17 protein-coding genes and 3 pseudogenes are annotated in these 20006 nt (G+C 45.8%); 11 read left to right on the forward strand and 9 right to left on the reverse strand.

The genetic code is table 11. The annotated features are described in order from the left end of the window. Positions 1-6 precede the first annotated feature (6 nt). A pseudogene (proB, locus tag DCO16_RS01035) lies at positions 7-777 on the forward strand (glutamate 5-kinase); the annotation flags it as partial. Positions 778-799: 22 nt separating this feature from the next. On the opposite strand, the gene DCO16_RS01040 reads toward proB, so the two are convergent. Continuing rightward, entirely contained in the window at positions 800-1369 is a 570-nt protein-coding gene (locus DCO16_RS01040) for a CNP1-like family protein (protein WP_173941940.1), read from the reverse strand. Next, positions 1366-1962, reverse strand: coding sequence for an RNA pyrophosphohydrolase (locus DCO16_RS01045; RefSeq protein ID WP_173941941.1), 597 nt, complete (start codon positions 1960-1962; stop codon positions 1366-1368). Before DCO16_RS01045 ends, DCO16_RS01040 begins: the two co-directional genes overlap by 4 nt. Positions 1963-2010: 48 nt before the next feature. Here DCO16_RS01045 and DCO16_RS01050 point away from each other — a divergent pair, with 48 nt between their 5' ends. Continuing rightward, positions 2011-3753, forward strand: a complete 1743-nt coding sequence (locus DCO16_RS01050; RefSeq protein WP_173941942.1) for a proline--tRNA ligase — start codon at positions 2011-2013, stop codon at positions 3751-3753. Positions 3754-3768: 15 nt separating this feature from the next. Here DCO16_RS01050 and ffh read toward each other — a convergent pair whose 3' ends face one another. Next, entirely contained in the window at positions 3769-5151 is a 1383-nt protein-coding gene (ffh, locus tag DCO16_RS01055) for a signal recognition particle protein (protein WP_173941943.1), read from the reverse strand. Positions 5152-5279: 128 nt separating this feature from the next. Here ffh and DCO16_RS01060 point away from each other — a divergent pair, with 128 nt between their 5' ends. The 7 genes and pseudogenes from DCO16_RS01060 to DCO16_RS01085 form a co-directional block, all read left to right on the forward strand. Beyond that, a complete protein-coding gene (locus tag DCO16_RS01060; RefSeq protein ID WP_254598062.1) occupies positions 5280-6020 on the forward strand; it encodes a cytochrome C assembly family protein in 741 nt (246 codons plus the stop codon). Positions 6021-6027: 7 nt separating this feature from the next. Beyond that, entirely contained in the window at positions 6028-6309 is a 282-nt protein-coding gene (locus tag DCO16_RS11310) for a PP0621 family protein (protein ID WP_302480375.1), read from the forward strand. Then, positions 6212-6841, forward strand: a complete 630-nt coding sequence (gene ampD / locus DCO16_RS01065; RefSeq protein WP_254598063.1) for a 1,6-anhydro-N-acetylmuramyl-L-alanine amidase AmpD — start codon at positions 6212-6214, stop codon at positions 6839-6841. Before DCO16_RS11310 ends, ampD begins: the two co-directional genes overlap by 98 nt. A 273-nt stretch (positions 6842-7114) precedes the next feature. Further along, the gene (locus DCO16_RS01070; RefSeq protein ID WP_173941945.1) at positions 7115-10081 is read left to right on the forward strand and encodes a ribonucleoside-diphosphate reductase subunit alpha; all 2967 of its coding nucleotides are present in this window, start codon (positions 7115-7117) and stop codon (positions 10079-10081) included. A 45-nt stretch (positions 10082-10126) separates the two neighbouring features. Continuing rightward, positions 10127-11287, forward strand: coding sequence for a ribonucleotide-diphosphate reductase subunit beta (locus tag DCO16_RS01075; protein ID WP_173941946.1), 1161 nt, complete (start codon positions 10127-10129; stop codon positions 11285-11287). Positions 11288-11330: 43 nt separating this feature from the next. After that, positions 11331-11594, forward strand: a complete 264-nt coding sequence (locus tag DCO16_RS01080; RefSeq protein ID WP_173941947.1) for a hypothetical protein — start codon at positions 11331-11333, stop codon at positions 11592-11594. Positions 11595-11626: 32 nt separating this feature from the next. Next, positions 11627-12009 (forward strand): annotated as a pseudogene (locus DCO16_RS01085) (histone); the annotation flags it as partial. A gap of 93 nt (positions 12010-12102) precedes the next feature. Here the strand turns inward: DCO16_RS01085 and DCO16_RS01090 are convergent. The 6 genes and pseudogenes from DCO16_RS01090 to DCO16_RS01115 form a co-directional block, all read right to left on the reverse strand. Next, positions 12103-13062, reverse strand: coding sequence for a carbohydrate kinase family protein (locus DCO16_RS01090; protein WP_173941948.1), 960 nt, complete (start codon positions 13060-13062; stop codon positions 12103-12105). A 645-nt stretch (positions 13063-13707) separates the two neighbouring features. After that, a pseudogene (gene prmA / locus DCO16_RS11230) lies at positions 13708-14637 on the reverse strand (50S ribosomal protein L11 methyltransferase); the annotation flags it as partial. A 21-nt stretch (positions 14638-14658) separates the two neighbouring features. Further along, complete coding sequence (accC, locus tag DCO16_RS01100) at positions 14659-16023, reverse strand: acetyl-CoA carboxylase biotin carboxylase subunit (RefSeq protein ID WP_173941950.1); 1365 nt, start codon at positions 16021-16023, stop codon at positions 14659-14661. Positions 16024-16035: 12 nt separating this feature from the next. Continuing rightward, positions 16036-16506 (reverse strand): acetyl-CoA carboxylase biotin carboxyl carrier protein, encoded by a 471-nt coding sequence (gene accB / locus DCO16_RS01105; protein ID WP_173941951.1) that lies wholly within the window; start codon positions 16504-16506, stop codon positions 16036-16038. An 86-nt stretch (positions 16507-16592) separates the two neighbouring features. Beyond that, positions 16593-17042 carry a type II 3-dehydroquinate dehydratase gene (aroQ, locus tag DCO16_RS01110; RefSeq protein WP_173941952.1) on the reverse strand — a complete coding sequence of 150 codons (450 nt, stop codon included), beginning with the start codon at positions 17040-17042 and terminating at the stop codon, positions 16593-16595. Positions 17043-17271: 229 nt separating this feature from the next. Then, on the reverse strand, positions 17272-17799 hold the full coding sequence (locus tag DCO16_RS01115; protein ID WP_173941953.1) for a TlpA family protein disulfide reductase: 528 nt from the start codon (positions 17797-17799) through the stop codon (positions 17272-17274). Positions 17800-17825: 26 nt separating this feature from the next. Here DCO16_RS01115 and mpl point away from each other — a divergent pair, with 26 nt between their 5' ends. Continuing rightward, the gene (mpl, locus tag DCO16_RS01120) at positions 17826-19247 is read left to right on the forward strand and encodes a UDP-N-acetylmuramate:L-alanyl-gamma-D-glutamyl-meso-diaminopimelate ligase (protein WP_173941954.1); all 1422 of its coding nucleotides are present in this window, start codon (positions 17826-17828) and stop codon (positions 19245-19247) included. Positions 19248-19275: 28 nt separating this feature from the next. After that, positions 19276-20004 carry a 3-oxoacyl-ACP reductase FabG gene (fabG, locus tag DCO16_RS01125; protein WP_173941955.1) on the forward strand — a complete coding sequence of 243 codons (729 nt, stop codon included), beginning with the start codon at positions 19276-19278 and terminating at the stop codon, positions 20002-20004. Positions 20005-20006 lie beyond the last annotated feature (2 nt).

The raw sequence follows: 20006 nt of genomic DNA on the forward strand, positions 1-20006 counted from the left end.
GTTGATATGGATACTCAAAAAGTAAAACGCATCGTTGTTAAAGTAGGATCTAGTCTCGTCACGAATAATGGTGAAGGATTGGATCATGCTGCTATTGCAATGTGGGCCGAGCAAATGGCTGGATTATTAAAGGCCGGCCATCAGGTGCTAATGGTGAGCTCTGGCGCGATAGCAGAGGGTATGCAACGCTTGGGCTGGACACAGCGCCCCCACGAGATCCACCAATTACAAGCAGCAGCAGCTGTAGGTCAAATGGGTTTAGTGCAAGTGTATGAAAGTAGCTTTGCACGGTTTAATTTGCGTAGTGCGCAGGTATTGTTAACGAATGCAGACCTAGCCGATACAGAGCGTAATGCGAATGCTAAAGCCACTCTAGAGACGCTCTTAAGTTTGGGCGTTGTGCCTATCATCAACGAAAACGATACCGTCGTTACAGATGAAATCAAGTTTGGTGATAACGATAACTTAGCTGCTTTAGTGGTTAATTTAATTCATGCTGACCTGCTGGTGATCTTGACTGACCAAGGGGGTTTATTTACTGCCGATCCCCGTCAGGATGCTAACGCTACTTTGATGAGTGACGCTCTTGCAGGTGATCCTGCTTTAGAAAAAATGGCAGGTGGTGCCGCAAGTCAGCTCAGTAAGGGAGGTATGTTGACTAAGGTACTGGCTGCTAAGGTGGCAGCGCAAACTGGCGCAACGACCATTATTGCTTCAGGCCATACAGTAGGAGTGTTAACTCGCTTGATGAATGGTGAAAAAATTGGTACCCGGCTTACTTCAGGCGGATAGATTTTCTTTAAAGAATTTGTCCAAAAGAATTACTGGGCTTAGTGCCACCAGTAAAGCCGTTTGGATTGAGAGACTTTAATATTGCCTTAATATTTTTTTCTTGAGAACTCATGTTGCAAAATGCCCCTTGTGCTAATGCTGCCTGATAGCGATTCGGCGTGTTGTCCTTAATAGGCTGCCAGCTGCTTAAGGGATTCTCAAGCCACTTTTTATTATCAAAAGTGCCATATAAGCGCCACTGAAATGAATCACAGCGAATCCCCTCATATTGGGTTTGAGTATTGCCATTTGGGCTAGTCAAGATAACGGTATAGCGGGTCACTCCATCATTCCCAATCAAGATGGAGTCGGTATCCACTGCAAACTTGAAGATAGTTTGTTGGGATACGTAAAAGGGTTGAATTGTTGCTTTATTGGGGGGATTTAAAGGCATGGCTGTATTGCCCTCTTTAAACACCATGGGTGCAAAAGGATCTAGCCCGCTTTCTAGAGGATCGCCTGCACAGCCAGCTATGGCTAAGCTAGTTGCTATAGCAATTATGGGAAATTGAATGCGTTGAATCACGTTTTTTGTCATGGCTTATCTGTTGGTTTTGCTGCATGAGGTGGATCTTCACTGTTGGGGTAAAGAGATTGAATCAGGTCAAGGGGTGATCCCCATACGAGTTGTTGCATGCGAATACCTTGGGATAGGTAGCGTGCTAGTTCAGATAGGGCGAGTTGGTATACCTCGCGCTTAAAGTCAATCACTGAGTCCAATTGAATCCAAAAGGGGATCCAGCGCCAATCATCAAACTCTGGATGCTCGGTAGCATCTAGTTGAATATCGCCATCTGAACCGACAAGGCGCAATAAAAACCAAATTTGTTTTTGACCACGATAGCTCGCCCGGTGATTTTTAGCGCTATGTTGACGACGCAAAAACTCTTCCGGAACGTCATAACGAAGCCAGTCTTTAGTTCGCCCAATAATTTGGACATGTTCTGACAGCAAGCCCACTTCCTCGTGCAATTCGCGGTACATGGCCTGCTCCGGGCTTTCACCATGTTGAATCCCACCCTGCGGGAACTGCCACGAATGCTGCCCAACGCGTTTTCCCCAGAAAACCTCGTTACGGCTATTCAGGAGGACTATGCCGACATTGGGGCGATACCCTTCACGGTCAAGCATGATCGCGCCTCAAATCCTTTAAAATCAATGATTTGATTATATCCATACATGAAAGCCTCACAATCATTTCTCGCCACGCTAAAAGAAGCCCCCTCTGATGCTGAGGTGGTTTCGCACAAACTCATGGTGCGCGCCGGTTTAATTCGTAAGCTAAGTGCCGGTATTTATAACTACTTACCCCTCGGATTGAAGGTGATCCGTAAGGTTGAAAACATCATTCGCGAGGAGATGAATCGCGCTGGTGCGATCGAGTTGTTGATGCCGATGATTCAGCCTGCGGAGTTATGGCAAGAGACCGGTCGTTGGGAGAAGATGGGACCCGAGTTACTGCGCATTAAAGACCGTCATGACCGCGACTTTTTAATTCAGCCAACCTCAGAAGAGGTGATAACTGATTTAGCGCGCAATGAGATCAAAAGCTACAAACAATTACCAATTAATTTTTATCAAATTCAAACAAAGTTTCGGGATGAACGTCGCCCTCGCTTTGGCATCATGCGTGGTCGTGAGTTCAGTATGAAAGACGCTTACTCATTTGATCGTGATGTCGAGGGTCTAAAGAAATCCTATCAAGTGATGTTTGATGCCTATACCCGCATCTTTCAACGTATGGGTTTGAAGTTCCGTGCGGTCACCGCAGATAATGGCGCGATTGGGGGTTCAGGCAGCCAAGAGTTTCATGTGATTGCCGATACTGGTGAGGATGCCATCGTCTATTGCCCAAACTCTGATTACGCTGCAAACCTTGAGGCTGCAGAATCACTCTCTTTAATTTTAGAGCGGGATAAACCTTCTCAGGCAATGACAAAGGTGGCCACACCCGATCAAACACATTGCGTTGACGTAGCCAAGTTTTTAAATGTACCCCTTGAGAAGACAGTGAAATCATTACTGTTTGCAGCAGATCAAGAAAAAAGCGCTGCTAAATTATTCATGGTGTTGTTACGTGGTGATCATGAGCTCAATGAAGTCAAAGCCAGCAAGATTCCTGGGATGGCAGAGTCGCGCTTTGCAAGTGAAGCTGAGATCAAGCAGGCATGTAATACATTGGCGGGCTACTTAGGTCCAGTAGGCGTTCAGGCAGAGGTGACCATCGTTGCCGATCGCACAGTCGCCAATATGTCCGATTTTGTCTGTGGTGCTAATGAAGCTGGGCATCACTTGACCGGTGTGAACTTCGGTCGTGATCTGCCCGAGCCCTTAGTGATGGATTTACGTAATGCCGTTGCAGGTGATCCTTCCCCCGACGGAAAAGGCGTGGTAGATATTTGCCGTGGTATCGAAGTGGGTCATGTGTTTCAGTTAGGTACGCGCTATTCCGAGGCGATGGCGTGTACTTATTTGGATCAACAGGGTAAGTCGCAACCCATGGTGATGGGTTGTTACGGCATTGGTGTGACGCGTTTATTGGGCGCAGCCATTGAGCAAGGCTATGACGATCGCGGCATCATTTGGCCAATCTCTATGGCGCCGTTCGAGGTAGTCATTTGTCCTATGGGTTATGACAAATCAGAAGCAGTGAAACTCGCTGCTGATCAACTGCATCATGAGTTACTAGCCGCTGGAATGGATGTAGTTCTGGATGATCGTGGTGAAAGACCGGGCGCGATGTTTGCGGATTGGGAATTGATTGGAGTGCCCTTCCGAGTGGTGGTTGGGGATCGCGGTCTAGCAGATGCTCAAGTGGAATTCAAAGGGCGTACGGATGCGGAATCACAAAATATCCCGCTTGTAGAGATTAAAGAAAAAGTGATTGCTGCAGTGAAGGCTGCAAAGCAGTTAGTTTTATAAGGAACTAAAAACTTTTTATTTCTTGAATAAGCCGCCAAGTCCTTTGGCGGCTCCTTTCGCAGCCATCGTTGCCATGGTACGCGCCATCTTGCCGCCTTTGAATTGCTTCATCATCGTTTGCATTTGATCAAACTGCGCTAATAGACGATTAACCTCTTGAACTTGAACACCCGCACCTGCAGCGATGCGACGTTTTCGGCTGGCTTTTAATAGCTCAGGTTTGCTCCGCTCTCTGGGCGTCATGCTATCGATAATGCCCCGCATACGCTGCGTTTGCTTATCTGCAACACTGAGATTCGCTTTAGATGCCGCTTGCGCCATATGACTAGGCAGCTTATCCAGCATACTGGCCATACCCCCCATTTGCTGCATTTGAGTAAGTTGATCCCGGAAGTCGCCGAGATCAAATCCACCTTTAGAAATCTTACCCGCTAATTTTTCTGCTTTGGCAATGTCTACGTTTTGCTGTGCTTGTTCTACTAGCGCAAGAATGTCACCCATTCCCAAAATGCGGTTCGCCATGCGCTCCGCATCGAAGGCCTCCAGCCCATCCATTTTTTCGGCGACACCGATAAATTTAAGTGGCACACCAGTTATCTGACGCACCGATAGGGCAGCACCGCCACGGGAATCACCATCAAGCTTAGTCAGAATGACGCCTGTCAGGGGCAGCGTCTCATGGAATGCTTTAGCTGTATTAACAGCATCTTGACCCAACATCGCATCCACTACAAATAGGGTCTCAATCGGCTTTAAGCTGGCATGCAAGGTTTTGATTTCTTGCATCAAAGCCTCATCGATACCTAAGCGTCCCGCTGTATCGACCAATAAGACATCAAAGTAGTGGCGGCGCGCCCAATCTAACGCTGCGATTGCAATGTCATTGGGCTTTTGATCAATACTGCTTGGGAAAAATTCAGCGCCTACTTGTTTACTGACAGTTTCTAATTGCTCAATCGCTGCAGGACGATAGACGTCACAAGAAACCGTGAGTACTTTCTTTTTCTTTTTCTCTTGTAAAAACTTGGCTAGTTTTCCAACGGAAGTGGTTTTACCTGCTCCTTGTAGTCCAGCCATCAGTATTACGGCGGGAGGCTGGGTCGCTAAGCTCAGTTCACTACTTTGGGAGGCATCTCCTCGCATCACCTGGGTCAGCTCGCGCTGAACTACGCCTACTAATGCTTGGCCTGGACTGAGGCTTCCAACCACTTCTTCACCAAGGGCTTTGAACTTAATCTGTTCAAGCAGGGATTTGACTACCGGCAGTGCTACGTCAGCCTCCAGTAGGGCTAGACGGATCTCCCGAAGCATTTCTGCCGTATTACTTTCGGTAAGGCGAGCCTGGCCCCGCATTGTTTTAACAACACGAGATAGGCGGTCGGTGAGATTCTCTAGCATTTATCGATTAGACTTTCCAGATGGATATTTTAGGTTACTCAGGGTATGGATGGCTTCCACCCGCTCTTTATTTACTTCTTTTGATCTTTTTAAGCTCAAGGTCAAAGGATAAAGTAGAGTCTTCCGCTATGACTGGCTTGATTCGTGCGGCTATTTTTCTTATTTTGGTGATTCATGGGCTGCAGTTACATAACTCAGTCTTTACGCCACAGGGATTTGTGTTTGGCTTTGCCCAGAATCTTTCTCTCATTGCTTGGGTAGGGCTAGCTTTTTATTGGTTCCAGTCTGGCTTCTTACCGATTGCTAGCTTGCGTTGGTTGGTGTTGGTATTTGCCTTTGTTTGCTCCATCTTTCCCGCTGTATTTTCGGGCACGCTTATTTCGCCTATTGCAGTCTCAGATCCCTGGTTTAAGGGGCACTTTATCGTCGCCACTATTTCGGTGGGTTTGCTGAGCTTGGCAGCCATGCATGCGATCTTGATGAGCGTTCAAGATCGCGCTTTACATCGTCAACTAGAGATTGCTCCAAATGGACGACTGGCTCATTGGCTAGAGGATCTCCCGCCTCTATTGACCATGGAAAGCCTGCTCTTTAATTTACTTTACGTTGGTTTTGCCCTGTTGAGTTTGACGGTATTTTCGGGTTTATTGTTCTCCCAAGCCCTATTCGGTAGGCCTCTGGTTTTTGACCACAAGACCATCTTTGCCCTGATTTCTTGGTTTTTGTTTGCCGGCTTACTCATTGCGCGTTGGCGCGTTGGCTTGCGTGGGCGCGTTGCTTTGCGTTGGGTCTTGAGTGCTTACATTGCCTTACTGTTGGCTTATGTAGGAAGCCGTTTTGTGTTGGAAGTGATTCTTCAGAGAGCATGATATTTTGATGAAGTGGTTTCTCTTATTTGGTGGTATCGCCCTGGCATATTTTTGGTTTAAGGGTAAAAAAAAGGCGGCAGTAGCAGCCACGCAGGCCTCTAAATCTCAGAGCTTGCGGCCTAAAGTCTCCAATCCAGAAGTGATGGTGCGGTGCCAGTGTTGCGCCGTACATTTGCCTCAATCAGAGGCTATTGCTAAAGACGATCGCTTTTATTGCTCTAGAAAAACATACCCATACTTTGGATGCAACGGGTTGGCTTGGGTCTGCAACTTGGCGTATTTCACCTAATCAAGATAATCGACCTGAGGGAGTAACACCCGATTTGCTGGTGTTGCACCATATTAGCCTTCCGCCTAGTGGCTTTACTGAAAGAAGTAGCACAGCATTCATCGTTGATTTCTTTCAAAATAAACTCAACATATCAAAGCATCCTTATTTCAGGGAAATAGCCGATCAAGCCGTATCAAGTCATTTCCTCATTTCTCGTAATGGTGAGGTCTTTCAGTTTGTCTCTACCCAAAAGAAAGCCTGGCATGCAGGTCTGTCTTCTTTTTTGGGTCGGGAAAAGTGTAATGATTTCTCTATAGGTATTGAGCTAGAGGGAGATGAGACACATCCCTTTGAAGAGATTCAATATGAGGCGCTTGCAAAACTCACTGATCAATTGAGTACAAAGTATCCTAATTTGGCTTTTGCTGGGCATAGCGATATTGCTCCAGGCAGAAAAACAGACCCCGGCATTCAGTTTGACTGGAAAAGGTTACAAACAAAAAGCAACATTCCCGCTGAAAAATTTCCCTTCGGATTTGATTCCCGCTAGGGCTAATAATTCGAATGTGAGCATACGCTTACTTTCTTGCCCTTTGGCTAAGAAGGGCAGTTTTTTTTACACCAAAATGATCGCAAAATTAATACAAAGCTCAGTGAAAACCCTGACATTAATTTGTAAGAAATAACTTACTAAGTTTCTATTTTTTCCCTATACTTAGTGGCAAATTCAGTTTTAGACACTAGATGTAGTGTTTAACTACAGTAATACAGCTTTGATCTTTAATGATTTTTTGTCCAAATAACTATATAAAAGCATAAAAATATGACATACGCCAATCCAGAGACAGTAGGGCAGACAGCCGGCACAATGAACCCAGGTATGAATCCTTCGGATTCAATAAGCCAAACCCCTTCCGCCGGCTTTATTGCTGGTGGTGTAGGTGGTGGTCAAGCTACCCAATTGTCTGATTACAAGATTATTCGCCGTAATGGCTCGGTGGTAGCATTTGAGCCGTCCAAAATTGCGATTGCAGTAACAAAAGCATTTTTAGCAGTGAATGGTGGCCAAGGTGCTGCTTCTGCCCGAGTACGTGAGCAGGTCGAGCAATTAACAAACGCGGTAGTGCGCGCCTTGTTGCGCAGTCGCCCTAATGGCGGCACTTTCCATATTGAAGATATTCAAGATCAGGTAGAGCTGGCATTAATGCGCAGTGGTGAGCATAACGTTGCTCGTGCTTATGTTCTTTATCGCGAGAAGCGCAATCAAGAGCGCGCTACACAGCAAGGCATTGCTCAAGAAACGCAAGCCGCTTCACAGGCAACTGACGCTGGCCTTAAGGTTATAGATAACGGCGAAGAGAAGTGGTTGGATATGGCGGCATTGCGCACCATTATTGAGGCAGCTTGTGAAGGCCTCGGTACCCATATTGTTTCTAGCCCCATCATTACTGAAACGATTAAGAATGTATACGATGGCGTCCCAATGGCCCAAGTGTATGATTCCGCAATTTTGGCCTCACGTACTTTAATCGAAATTGATCCGGCTTATAGTCAAGTCACCGCCCGTATCTTGATGCACGTAATCCGTAAAGAAATTTTAGGTCGTGAAGTCTTGCAAGGCGATATGCAGGCTGAGTACAGCACCTATTTTGCTAAGTACATTAATGAAGGAATTTCTGCTGAGTTATTAGATCCACGCATGCGTGAGTTTGATCTTCCAAGATTAGCTGCAGCATTGAACGCTAGCCGAGATTTGCAGTTCAACTACCTTGGACTGCAGACTTTGTATGACCGCTATTTCTTGCACATCGAGGATCGCCGTATTGAAATGCCGCAGGCATTCTTTATGCGTGTGGCGATGGGCTTATCTTTGAATGAGTTAGATCGTGAGCGTCGTGCTATTGAGTTTTATGAAATCCTATCTACCTTTGATTTCATGTCTAGTACGCCAACACTGTTTAACTCAGCGACTACACGACCACAGTTGTCGAGCTGCTACTTAACAACTGTAGATGATGATCTTGATGGTATCTACGAAGCCTTAAAAGAAAATGCGCTCTTGTCTAAGTTTGCTGGTGGTTTAGGTAATGACTGGACTAACGTACGCGCATTGGGAAGTCATATCAAAGGCACTAATGGTAAATCCCAAGGGGTCGTGCCATTCCTCAAAGTAGTTAATGACACAGCAGTTGCGGTAAATCAAGGTGGTAAGCGTAAGGGTGCGGTTTGCGCCTACCTCGAAACATGGCACTTAGATATCGAGGAGTTCTTAGAGTTGCGTAAGAACACAGGCGATGATCGTCGTCGTACCCATGATATGAATACCTCTAATTGGATTCCAGATTTATTCATGAAGCGTGTCATGGAGGGTGGTGATTGGACATTATTCTCACCTTCAAATACACCTGACTTACATGACTTATTTGGTAAGGCATTTGAAGCGACTTATGTTGCTTATGAGAAAAAAGCAGATGCTGGTGAGCTCAAGCCGTTCCGCCGTATTCCTGCGCAACAATTGTGGCGCAAGATGTTGGGTATGTTATTTGAAACAGGTCATCCATGGATTACTTTTAAAGATCCTTGCAACATCCGCAGTCCGCAGCAGCACATTGGCGTAGTTCATTCCTCTAACTTGTGTACTGAAATTACCCTCAATACCAATGAGACTGAAATCGCCGTTTGTAACTTAGGCTCTGTGAACTTAACTGCACACATGACAACGGACGCCTCTGGCAAGATGATTTTGGATCATGAGAAGCTCCAAAAAACAGTGCGCACTGCAATGCGGATGTTGGATAACGTGATCGATATTAATTACTATGCTGTTGCTAAGGCGCGTAACTCGAATTTGAAGCATCGTCCAGTCGGTATGGGCATCATGGGCTTCCAAGATTGTTTACATATGCAGCGCATTCCTTACGCTAGCGATGAAGCGGTGAAATTTGCTGATTCTTCTATGGAAGCAGTGTGCTACTACGCGTATCAAGCCTCAAATGAATTAGCTCAAGAGCGCGGTGTTTATACGACCTATAAAGGTTCTCTATGGGATCGCGGCATTCTTCCGCAAGATTCAGTAGCGCTGTTGGCAGCTGAGCGTGGCGGCTACCTAGAGGTGGATAATTCATCTACTATGGATTGGAGTGGTTTGCGTGCGAATATCAAGCAGTACGGTATGCGGAATTCCAATTGCGTAGCGATTGCACCGACTGCCACAATTTCTAATATTATTGGTGTATCAGCCTGTATTGAGCCTACATTCCAGAACTTGTTTGTGAAATCCAACCTCTCAGGTGAGTTCACAGTAGTAAACGAGTACTTGGTACGTGATTTGAAGGATCGCGGCCTGTGGGATGAGGTGATGATTGCCGATTTGAAGTACTTTGATGGCACTCTGTCCAAGATTGATCGTGTTCCCCAAGATCTGCGCGATTTGTATGCCACTGCTTTTGAAGTGGAGCCAAGTTGGTTAGTGGAAGCAGCTTCCCGTCGTCAGAAGTGGATTGACCAGGCGCAGTCGCTCAATATCTACATGGGTGGCGCATCGGGTAAGAAGTTGGATGATACGTATAAGTTAGCCTGGTTGCGCGGTTTAAAGACAACGTATTACCTTCGCACAATGGCGGCAACCCATATTGAGAAGTCTACTGTGAAGAGTGGCCAACTTAATGCCGTTTCTAGCGGTGGTGGCGTGAATGGTACCGATGCTGCAGCATCTCAGGAATTAGATGGGCCAGCATGCACTATGCGTCCTGGCGATGATGGATTTGAAGAATGTGAAGCTTGTCAGTAAGCCATTTGCTTATTGATCTTATAAAAAAGTATTGAGGAGAAATTTATGTTGAATTGGGAAGAACAAGTTGCCCCAGCGTTTTTGAAGTCGGGTATTGCACCTCAGCCACTGGCTGCGGAGCAAGAGCGTCCAAAAATAGAAGAGGTTGCGCTAGCCCCATTGGCTGCAATCGTGGCAGAAAAAATGACTAGTCGCGTGAATGTGGCTGATAAACGCATCATTAACGCTAAGACAGACGTGAATCAGCTAGTGCCATTTAAGTACAAGTGGGCTTGGGAAAAGTATTTGGCAGGTTGCGCTAACCATTGGATGCCCCAAGAGATCAATATGAATCGCGATATTGCGCTTTGGAAAGATCCTAATGGTTTAACTGAAGATGAGCGTCGCATCATTAAGCGCAATCTTGGTTTCTTCACCACAGCAGATTCTTTAGCCGCAAACAATATTGTTTTGGGTACTTATCGACATATTACGGCTCCAGAATGCCGTCAATACCTATTGCGCCAAGCTTTTGAAGAGGCAATTCATACTCACGCGTACCAATATATTGTCGAATCTTTGGGTTTAGATCAGAGCGAAATCTTTAATGCGTACAACGAAATTGAGTCGATTCGTGCGAAAGATGAGTTCTTAATTCCGTTTATCAATGTATTAACGGACCCAAACTTTAAGACTGGCACATTAGAAAACGATCAAAAATTACTTCGTTCACTAATAGTTTTTGCTTGCGTAATGGAAGGTTTGTTCTTTTATGTTGGTTTTACGCAAATACTTGCAATGGGTCGCCAAAACAAAATGACAGGTGCTGCTGAGCAGTATCAATACATCCTTCGTGATGAGTCGATGCACTGCAATTTCGGGATTGATTTAATTAATCAAATCAAGCTGGAGAACCCCCAGATATGGACTTCCGAGTTCAAAGACGAGATCAAATCGATCTTCGAAAAGGCAGTGGAATTAGAGTACCGTTATGCAGAAGATACGATGCCTCGTGGAGTACTCGGAATGAACGCGCCGATGTTCAAAGGTTACCTAAGATACATCTGTAATCGCAGATGTTTGCAAATAGGACTTGACGCCATGTTCCCAAATGAAGAGAATCCATTCCCATGGATGTCAGAAATGATTGATCTGAAAAAAGAGAGAAACTTTTTTGAGACACGCGTTATTGAGTATCAAACTGGTGGTGCGCTAAGTTGGGAGTAGTAGTCAGTTAAGCGCATAGCCGGCTAAATAGGAGAGTAGACGGTTGGATAGTTTTAAAAGTCAGCAAAACCAGACTCAAATCCGAAAACCCTTGTCCAAGGGCGCCTGGATTACTCTCTCTATTTTTTCAAGCAAATTTAAGAAGCCGTTTCCTTTTGGGGTCACGGCTTTTTTTCCAAGATTCATTAGCGTGCAGCACCTAGTTTCAAGCCGCGCGCCGATGAATGGCTCGCTCGTCTTCTCCAATATGCTGCAAAGCAAGGCGGAAATGAATGGTCGGGTCTTCTTAATCGGTAGTTTGTATTAATCTTCACGTGAAGGAGTATTACTATGGCAATCGCCAAGAAGAAAGTTGCTGCAAAGAAGCCTGCTGCTAAGAAAAAAGTAGCTGCAAAGAAGCCTGCTGCTAAAAAAGTAGCTAAAAAGAAGCCTGCTGCTAAAAAAGCTGCTGCAAAGAAGCCTGCTGCAAAGAAGAAGCCTGCCGCTAAAAAGCGTCCAGCTGCTAAAAAGAAGCCTGCTGCTAAAAAAGCTGCTGCAAAGAAGCCTGCTGCTAAGAAGAAGCCTGCCGCTAAAAAGCGTCCAGCTGCAAAAAAAAAGTAAGTAAGCCTGCTGCGAAGAAAGCGGGCAAAGCTGTAAAAAAGCCCGTGGCTAAAAAAGCTGCTGCTTCAACAACGTTGAATCCTGCTGCTGCTTGGCCCTTCCCAACTGGCACACGCCCGTAAGCTTCGGCTTGTAGGCATGTGAAGTTCAAAGGGATCTCTCACGAGATCCCTTTTTTATTATCTAAAAAGAGGCATTCTGCTATTAAGTCGCCCCTATAGTGCAAAGCCAAATGCGGTTTTAAACTGAGATCCAATCTGATCTTTGCTCATTTGGTGATTTTGTGGTCCCTGGTGGGCAATTTTGATGGAGCCCATCAAACTGGCTAGCCTTCCAGTGGTTTCCCAATCCATGTCATTTTCTAGTCCAAACAATAGCCCACCACGAAATGCGTCGCCACATCCAGTTGGATCCACTACTTTTGCTGCTGGAACTGATGGAATTGCGATGCATTTACCAGCACAGTAAATATCAGCCCCTTCCGCACCTTTAGTAACTATCAGCGCTTTTACTCGTTCTGCTACTTTTTCTAGACTGAGGCCAGTACGCTGAGACAGCATTTCTCCTTCATAGTCATTGACTGCTAGGTAGCTTGCAATATCAATCAACTCTAAGAGTTCAGGACCATTAAACATCGGTAAACCTTGGCCTGGATCAAAAACAAATGGAATGCCTGCTTCAGCCAGCTGATGGCAATGTTCCCACATACCTTGACGTCCATCTGGCGCAACTATTCCAAATTTGGCGACCCCTTTTTGATTCTGAGTGCGCTCTTTTACTGCTGCGGATACTAAGTTGAGGTGAGAGTCATTCATAGCCCCAGGATGAAAAGCAGTGATTTGATTATTAGCCTGGTCAGTGGTGATCATAGCTTGGGCTGTAAAGCCGGTTTCAATTTGACGAATATGCGCTGTATCAATCTTTAGTTGCTTTAATCGATCGAGATAAGGAGCGGCATCATTTCCAACGGTGGCCATGATGATCGGATCACCGCCAAGAAGCTGAAGGTTGTAGGCAATATTGCCTGCGCATCCACCAAATTCTCGGCGCATTGTCGGTACGAGAAAGGCCACATTAAGAATATGAATCTGCTCCGGCAGAATTTGGTCAGCAAATTTGCCTTCAAAGTTCATGATGGTGTCGTAAGCAATAGAACCACAGATCAAGCTAGCCATAAATCATTACTTTCTAAAAAATTGAGTGGAAAATTGGTTATAGGGAGTTTTGAGTAAATGTTAAGGATAAAAAATTCTGACGCGGTAGCCCGCAGTATTCGGCGGAAGTGCAATTGGGAATTGCAAACGGTACATTTCCCCAGAGGGTGCACCGCGTGTTAAAAATTGAGGATGCGCATCTTGCCAAGTTTGAGGCACCCATGCTTGAGGATTAAATTGAATCGTTTGAATTTCTGATTCCTCTGCATCTGTGAGGAAAATTTCTAAATGCGGGAATAAAACAGGAATTGCTAGACGATTTTGTAATGCGACTGCAACCATGGATTGATTTGAGGCGATTTTAAGGCCCTCTCGTGCATTTTCAGTAGATAAGGTGGCTGAAGTTATTTGCCATGCAGAAAAATCGCTTACAGGGCGATTTATGCACCCTAGTACGCTACACAATTTTTCATCAAACTTTTGCAAAACAGAAAAAGCAGTACTTGCTACAGGATGAGATGAGCCATCAATTCGAGTAGCCAATACTGGCAGAAGCGTATTTCTGGAAAGGTGTTCGCCAAATACGACGAGTAGCACTACAAGAAGACTGAGGAGAATGAACTTAAGTCTTTTTTTTTGAGCTGGCACTGGTACGTGAGCTTTTTTTTCTGTCAGGGTGCCTTGTAGGCAAACCCAACCTTCACTTTCTTTCCAAACCGATAGGCTGAGCCACTGGCTATAAGTAGCAATCACCTCGTCAGCTTGTCTAGCAAGCACACCGGATAAAATAATTCTTCCGCCAACTCGCATTTTATTCACGAGGGCTGGGGCAAGCACTTGAAGTGGATTGGCTAGAATGTTCGCCATCACGATGTCATACTTTGTTTCTGCTGCTAGCTCTGGGGCATTCTCATTGGGCAAAACAAAGCAAATGCTCACCTTATTAATTTCCGCATTGCTATTGGCGGCTACCATCGCTTGAGGATCAATATCTGTTCCGACTACAGGATTGCAGCCTAGTTTTGCTGCGGCAATCGCCAGAATTCCGGAGCCACAACCATAATCTAAGAGACTTTGATTTTGAAGATTAGTGTTTTGTTCTAGCCAAAGCAGGCAAAGATGGGTAGTAGGGTGGCTACCGGTACCAAATGCTAAACCGGGATCAACCGCTAAACAAATTGCTTGCGGGTCAGTAGGTGCTTCATGCCAAGAAGGGACGACCCAAATGCGCTCTCCAATTTGAATGGGAGCAAATTGACTTTGCGTGAGGCGCACCCAATCTTGCTCTTCAACAATCCGCTCTTGAGGTATTGGTAGATGAAAGCCACTCTCTTTGAGGGACTCGAGCAAGGTTGAAACAAAGTCTGCATCGCCGGAATGATCTAATTCAGGATTAAACAGTGCTGTGACGGAAGAGCGATCCCACGCTTGAACTTCAGGAGAGAGACCTGGTTCGCCATATAGCGGGTTTTCATCGTAACCGCCAGCGGCATCATCCTCAACAGTTACCGAAAGTGCGCCTACCTCCAGTAATGCGTCTCCTAAAGGTTCGGCAATTTCAGCGGGTACCGTGAATATGAGTTCACGATAAGACATGCATACCCCTCATGAACGAGTTTAGGGTTTGCCGCGGCTAGCAGCTTGCTCTTCAAGCCGATGCTCTAAGTAATGAATACTAGTGCCACCTTCAATAAAGTTAGGATCAAGCATCAGCTCACGGTGTAGGGGCACATTGGTAGTAATGCCGTCAATCACCATCTCAGAGAGTGCAATCTGCATACGACGAATCGCCTGATCGCGGGTATTGCCGTAAGAAATGAGCTTACCAATCATGGAGTCGTAGTTTGGTGGCACCATGTAACCACTATAGGCATGAGAGTCAACGCGAATACCGGGACCTCCAGGCATGTGAAATGAGCCAATGCGACCGGGGCTGGGCGTAAATTTAAAGGGGTCTTCCGCATTAATACGACATTCGATGGCATGGCCTCGGAAGACAATGTCTTTTTGGCGATAGCCGAGTTTAAGTCCAGCCGCAATCCGAATTTGCTCTTGAACAATATCGACACCGGTAATCATTTCAGTGACCGGGTGCTCTACCTGAACACGGGTATTCATTTCAATAAAGAAAAATTCACCATCTTCATACAAAAACTCGAAGGTACCGGCGCCACGATAACCAATTTTTCGACAGGCTTCTGCGCAGCGCTCACCAATTTTGGCGATAGCACGACGATCGATGCCTGGCGCTGGCGCTTCTTCAATGACTTTTTGGTGGCGTCGTTGCATTGAGCAGTCCCGCTCACCTAACCAGATTGCGCTACCGTGGGTATCGGCCAAAATCTGAATTTCTACATGGCGCGGCTTTTCTAAAAACTTTTCCATATAGACTTCTGGATTACCAAAGGCACGACCCGCTTCCTCTTTGGTCATATTCACTGCATTTAATAATGCCGCTTCGGTATGTACTACGCGCATTCCTCTACCACCACCACCACCCGCAGCTTTGATGATGACTGGATAACCCACGCGTTTTGCAGTGGTAATAATTTCTTTTGGATCGCTGGGGAGCGCACCTTCAGATCCAGGAACACAGGGCACTCCTGCCTTGATCATGGCGCGCTTTGCAGACACCTTGTCACCCATGAGGCGAATGGATGCGGCTGTAGGGCCAATAAAAGCAAAGCCAGATTTCTCAACACGTTCTGCAAAGTCAGCGTTCTCAGACAAAAAGCCATATCCTGGATGAATCGCTTCCGCATCGGTGACTTCCGCCGCTGAAATAATCGCAGGCATATTGAGATAACTTAAGGGTGAGGGTGCGGGCCCAATACAAACGGCCTCATCCGCAAGTCGGACATATTTTGCTTCTTTATCGGCAGTGGAATACACCACAACTGTTTTAATTCCCAACTCACGGCATGCGCGCTGGATGCGGAGAGCAATTTCTCCCCGATTGGCGATCAGAATCTTATCGAACATATTGGCTCAGGGTTAGGTAATGATGAACAGCGGCTGGTCAAATTCAACACCTTGGCCGTTTTCACACAAAATTTGTTTAATCACACCATCTTTTTCAGATTCGATCTCATTGAGTAGTTTCATTGCTTCAATGATGCAGAGAGTTTGACCTATCTTGACGGTATCTCCTACATTAACAAAGTTTGCAGACTCTGGATTTGCGGCGCGATAGAAAGTACCGACCATTGGGGATCGCGCTACAAACCCGGTTTCAACCGGAGTTTCTTCGAGTGCTTGTGGAGCAATAGCAGGGGCCGCGCTTGCTGTAGGCGCAGCTGAAGTTGCTTGGGTCGGAGTTGCATTGGCATAGACCATCTGGCCGCTTGGGGCCGAAGATCCTGCATTGACGATACGAACTCGGTCTTCGCCCTCGTTCACCTCTAGTTCAGAAATACCTGATTCAGAAACCAGGTCAATGAGGGTTTTGAGTTTTCTTAGGTCCATGGAGAGGCTTCCTCTATCTATTGCTTATGAAGTAATTCGTATGAAATAAGGTCTATTTAGTGCTACTTGACTGGTTTGATCTAGCTCTATTTTTTAAGACGTGTAATTGCTGCTTGCAGTGCTAGCTCGTAACCGATAGCGCCAAATCCACAAATTACACCCGTGGCGATATCGGATAAATATGAATGCTTACGGAATTCTTCGCGCTGATAAATGTTCGATAAATGTACTTCCGTAAAGGGAATGGCTACTCCCGCCAGGACGTCACGTAAGGCAACACTGGTATGGGTAAAGGCGCCTGGATTGATAATGATGAAATCAACCCCATCTATTTTTGCTTTTTGAATGCGGTCAATGTGCTCGCCTTCATGATTGCTTTGGAAGGTAGATAAATCAATAGAATGGGACTTTGCAATGGAGTCCAGCTTTATATGAATATCTTCGAGGGTAGTTTTGCCATAAATCTCTGGCTCTCTAGTTCCCAGCAAATTGAGATTTGGGCCCTGGATAACGAGAATTGAAGTATTTTTTGGCATAGATCGATAATTTTAGAAGCAGTTAGATTTCATTATGGGCAGACAAAATTTCTTTCAATGTGCCTGCTTCTTTAATGCAATTGGCTTATAAACAATTAAGGCAAGTATACCCGCACGAGCTCCTAAAATATCCTAAAAACAGGTATAAATTCACTTTATTTTCTTACTTTTTAGTAAAAATAGACCCTAAAAAGCAGTTTTTAAATATTCTAAAATTCAATAAAATTGTTTATAAAGCAGTTTTAATGGCACTTCTAAGCTCTTCTTCGCTTATCTTTCCTAATTTACTACTGGTAGCTTTACCCTTGGCATCAATGATGACGGTATAGGGTAGGGCGCCTTGGGCGTTACCCATTTGCTTGGATAGGCTGCTGCCTTCCATTCCACCGATTACAATCGGGTAAGAAACAGGGGTCATTTCAAGAAATTGACGAATGTTAGAGGGAGAATCAATGCCAATGCCAACAAATAACACATTTTTAGAGGAAAGTTCTGCTTGTAATTTATCAAAAATAGGCATTTCCTCAACGCAAGGAGGGCACCAAGAGGCCCAAAAGTTCACAACCAGGATTTTTCCTTTCCATTGTTGAGTGTCGATAGGTTTTCCATCGGGTCCCTGCCAAGGATTCGCAAAAAAAGCCTCGATGGCGGGGTCGCTAGCCAAGCTACTTCTATAAATCCACTGCGAAGTCAGGACGCCCGCTAGTAGGGCTAAAAGACTGATTCCAACAATACTCATCCATTGTCTGCGGTTCATTGCAACTCCTTCGCTAAAATTCGTTTATGCATATTCATATCTTGGGCATTTGCGGTACTTTCATGGGCGGCATTGCCGCAATTGCTCGGCAGGCCGGACATCGGGTGACCGGTTGTGATGCCAATGTGTATCCACCGATGAGCACCCAACTAGAAGCGCAGGGTATTAAGCTCATTGAAGGATTCTCACCAGATCAATTATTACAGTTTGAGACGATGCCTGATTTATTTGTCATCGGCAATGTGGTGTCGCGTGGTAACCCCTTAATGGAAGCCATCCTCAATCAAGGTCTACCTTACACCTCGGGGCCTCAATGGCTTGGTGAGCAAGTGTTGTTTGGTAGACATGTCCTAGCGGTAGCAGGCACTCACGGCAAAACAACCACATCCGCTATGCTCACTTGGATTTTGGAATTCAATGGCTTTAAGCCCGGTTATTTAATTGGGGGTGTACCACTCAATTTTGTCGTGTCCGCGCGCTTAGGTGATAGTCAATATTTCGTGATCGAAGCAGATGAATATGACACTGCATTCTTTGACAAACGGAGTAAGTTTATCCATTACCGACCACGTACTGCTTTATTGAATAATCTGGAGTTTGATCATGCAGATATTTTTGCCGATCTTCACGCGATAGAAACACAATTTCATCACTTAGTTCGTACGGTGCCTAGCGATGGCCTATTAGTCGTTAATGGTGAAGAGGCTGCATTAGAGAGGGTTGTTGCACGAGGAGCGTGGGCTCCAGTAGAGCGCTTTGGGCAGGACCAAAAGAATGCTTGGTCCTTGCTAACGCAAGAGGCGGATGGTTTCATAGTGGTCAAGGATGGAAAAGAAATGGCAACCGTAAAGTGGGCGCCTGATGCTGGAGTGATGGGTCGGCACAATCAGCTCAATGCCCTTGCAGCCATTGCTTCTGCAAATCATATTGGCATTACACCAGCCGATGCAGCGCGCGCTTTGGCGGAGTTTAAAAACGTCAAGCGCCGCCTAGAAACTATTGGCGTAGAAAATGGAATCACGGTGTACGACGATTTTGCACATCACCCGACTGCAATTGCTACAACACTTGATGGTTTGCGAAGACGGGTTGGTGATGCACGAATTTTGGCTGTATTAGAGCCTCGCTCCAACACGATGAAGTTAGGCATTATGAAAGCCCAGCTCCCCGCTAGCTTAGAGGCGGCAGATATGGTCTATGCATACGGTGCTAGTGACGGTAAAGAGTCATTAGGGTGGGATTTAAGTGAGGTATTGGCACCTCTTAACTCAAGCAAGTCGGATCGCGCGATGGCCTTTATCGACCTCGGCGCCTTGACGGCAGCGGTTGCTAAACAGGCAAGACCTGGCGACCATATATTGGTGATGAGTAATGGCGGGTTTGGTGGGGTCCATCAAAAGATTTTGACCGCTATTCAACAAGCTCAGTCAGAGAATTCACAAACATAAGTGCAATCTACGAAAGCAAACTAATAACATGAGATTAAAAGATAGGGTAGCCATCATCACAGGCTCTGCAAAAGGGATTGGCTTTGCAACGGCACGGCGATTTGCTCAGGAAGGCGCGAAAGTCATCATTACGGATATGAGTCCAGAGGCTATCAAAGTAGCTGCTGATGAGATTCCGAGGTCGGAAGCGTATGTCATGAATGTCACAGATCGCTCTTCCATTCAATCGGTGGTTGATGAAGTGATGCAGCGCCATGGACGGATTGATATTTTAATTAACAATGCGGGTATCACCCAGGATGCGCGTTTAGTCAAAATGACAGAAGCGCAATTTGATGCGGTGATCGATGTCAATCTTAAAGGCGTCTTTAACTGCTCTCAACTAATCGTGCCGCATATGTTGGAGGCGGGCAAGGGCGCGATTGTGAATGCCTCGAGCGTAGTAGGTATTTATGGAAATTTTGGACAGACAAATTATTCTGCGACAAAGTTTGGAGTAATTGGTTTTACTAAAACTTGGGCACGTGAATTAGGGCCAAAAGGTATTCGGGTCAATGCAATTTGTCCTGGCTTTATTGCGACAGAGATGGTCAAAGCTATGCCCGAAAATATTTTGCAAGATATTGAGAGGCGCAGTTGGCTTGGGCGCCTTGGAACTCCAGAAGAAATGGCAAACGTCTACTTATTCTTAGCTAGCGATGAAGCAAGTTATCTGAATGGGGTAGCGCTCGAGGCCAGTGGCGGGATCTCTCTCTAAGC

Origin of the sequence: Polynucleobacter antarcticus, from assembly GCF_013307245.1 — a bacterium.
GTDB classification, from domain to species: Bacteria; Pseudomonadota; Gammaproteobacteria; order Burkholderiales; family Burkholderiaceae; genus Polynucleobacter; species Polynucleobacter antarcticus.

Coding starts and splice junctions, on each gene's coding strand:
- DCO16_RS01040 (WP_173941940.1), bottom strand. CDS start 1,369: ATGACAAAAAACGTGATTCAACGCATTCAATTTCCCATAATTGCTATA.
- DCO16_RS01045 (WP_173941941.1), bottom strand. CDS start 1,962: ATGCTTGACCGTGAAGGGTATCGCCCCAATGTCGGCATAGTCCTCCTG.
- DCO16_RS01050 (WP_173941942.1), top strand. CDS start 2,011: ATGAAAGCCTCACAATCATTTCTCGCCACGCTAAAAGAAGCCCCCTCT.
- ffh (WP_173941943.1), bottom strand. CDS start 5,151: ATGCTAGAGAATCTCACCGACCGCCTATCTCGTGTTGTTAAAACAATG.
- DCO16_RS01060 (WP_254598062.1), top strand. CDS start 5,280: ATGACTGGCTTGATTCGTGCGGCTATTTTTCTTATTTTGGTGATTCAT.
- DCO16_RS11310 (WP_302480375.1), top strand. CDS start 6,028: ATGAAGTGGTTTCTCTTATTTGGTGGTATCGCCCTGGCATATTTTTGG.
- DCO16_RS01070 (WP_173941945.1), top strand. CDS start 7,115: ATGACATACGCCAATCCAGAGACAGTAGGGCAGACAGCCGGCACAATG.
- DCO16_RS01075 (WP_173941946.1), top strand. CDS start 10,127: ATGTTGAATTGGGAAGAACAAGTTGCCCCAGCGTTTTTGAAGTCGGGT.
- DCO16_RS01090 (WP_173941948.1), bottom strand. CDS start 13,062: ATGGCTAGCTTGATCTGTGGTTCTATTGCTTACGACACCATCATGAAC.
- accC (WP_173941950.1), bottom strand. CDS start 16,023: ATGTTCGATAAGATTCTGATCGCCAATCGGGGAGAAATTGCTCTCCGC.
- accB (WP_173941951.1), bottom strand. CDS start 16,506: ATGGACCTAAGAAAACTCAAAACCCTCATTGACCTGGTTTCTGAATCA.
- aroQ (WP_173941952.1), bottom strand. CDS start 17,042: ATGCCAAAAAATACTTCAATTCTCGTTATCCAGGGCCCAAATCTCAAT.
- DCO16_RS01115 (WP_173941953.1), bottom strand. CDS start 17,799: ATGAACCGCAGACAATGGATGAGTATTGTTGGAATCAGTCTTTTAGCC.
- mpl (WP_173941954.1), top strand. CDS start 17,826: ATGCATATTCATATCTTGGGCATTTGCGGTACTTTCATGGGCGGCATT.
- fabG (WP_173941955.1), top strand. CDS start 19,276: ATGAGATTAAAAGATAGGGTAGCCATCATCACAGGCTCTGCAAAAGGG.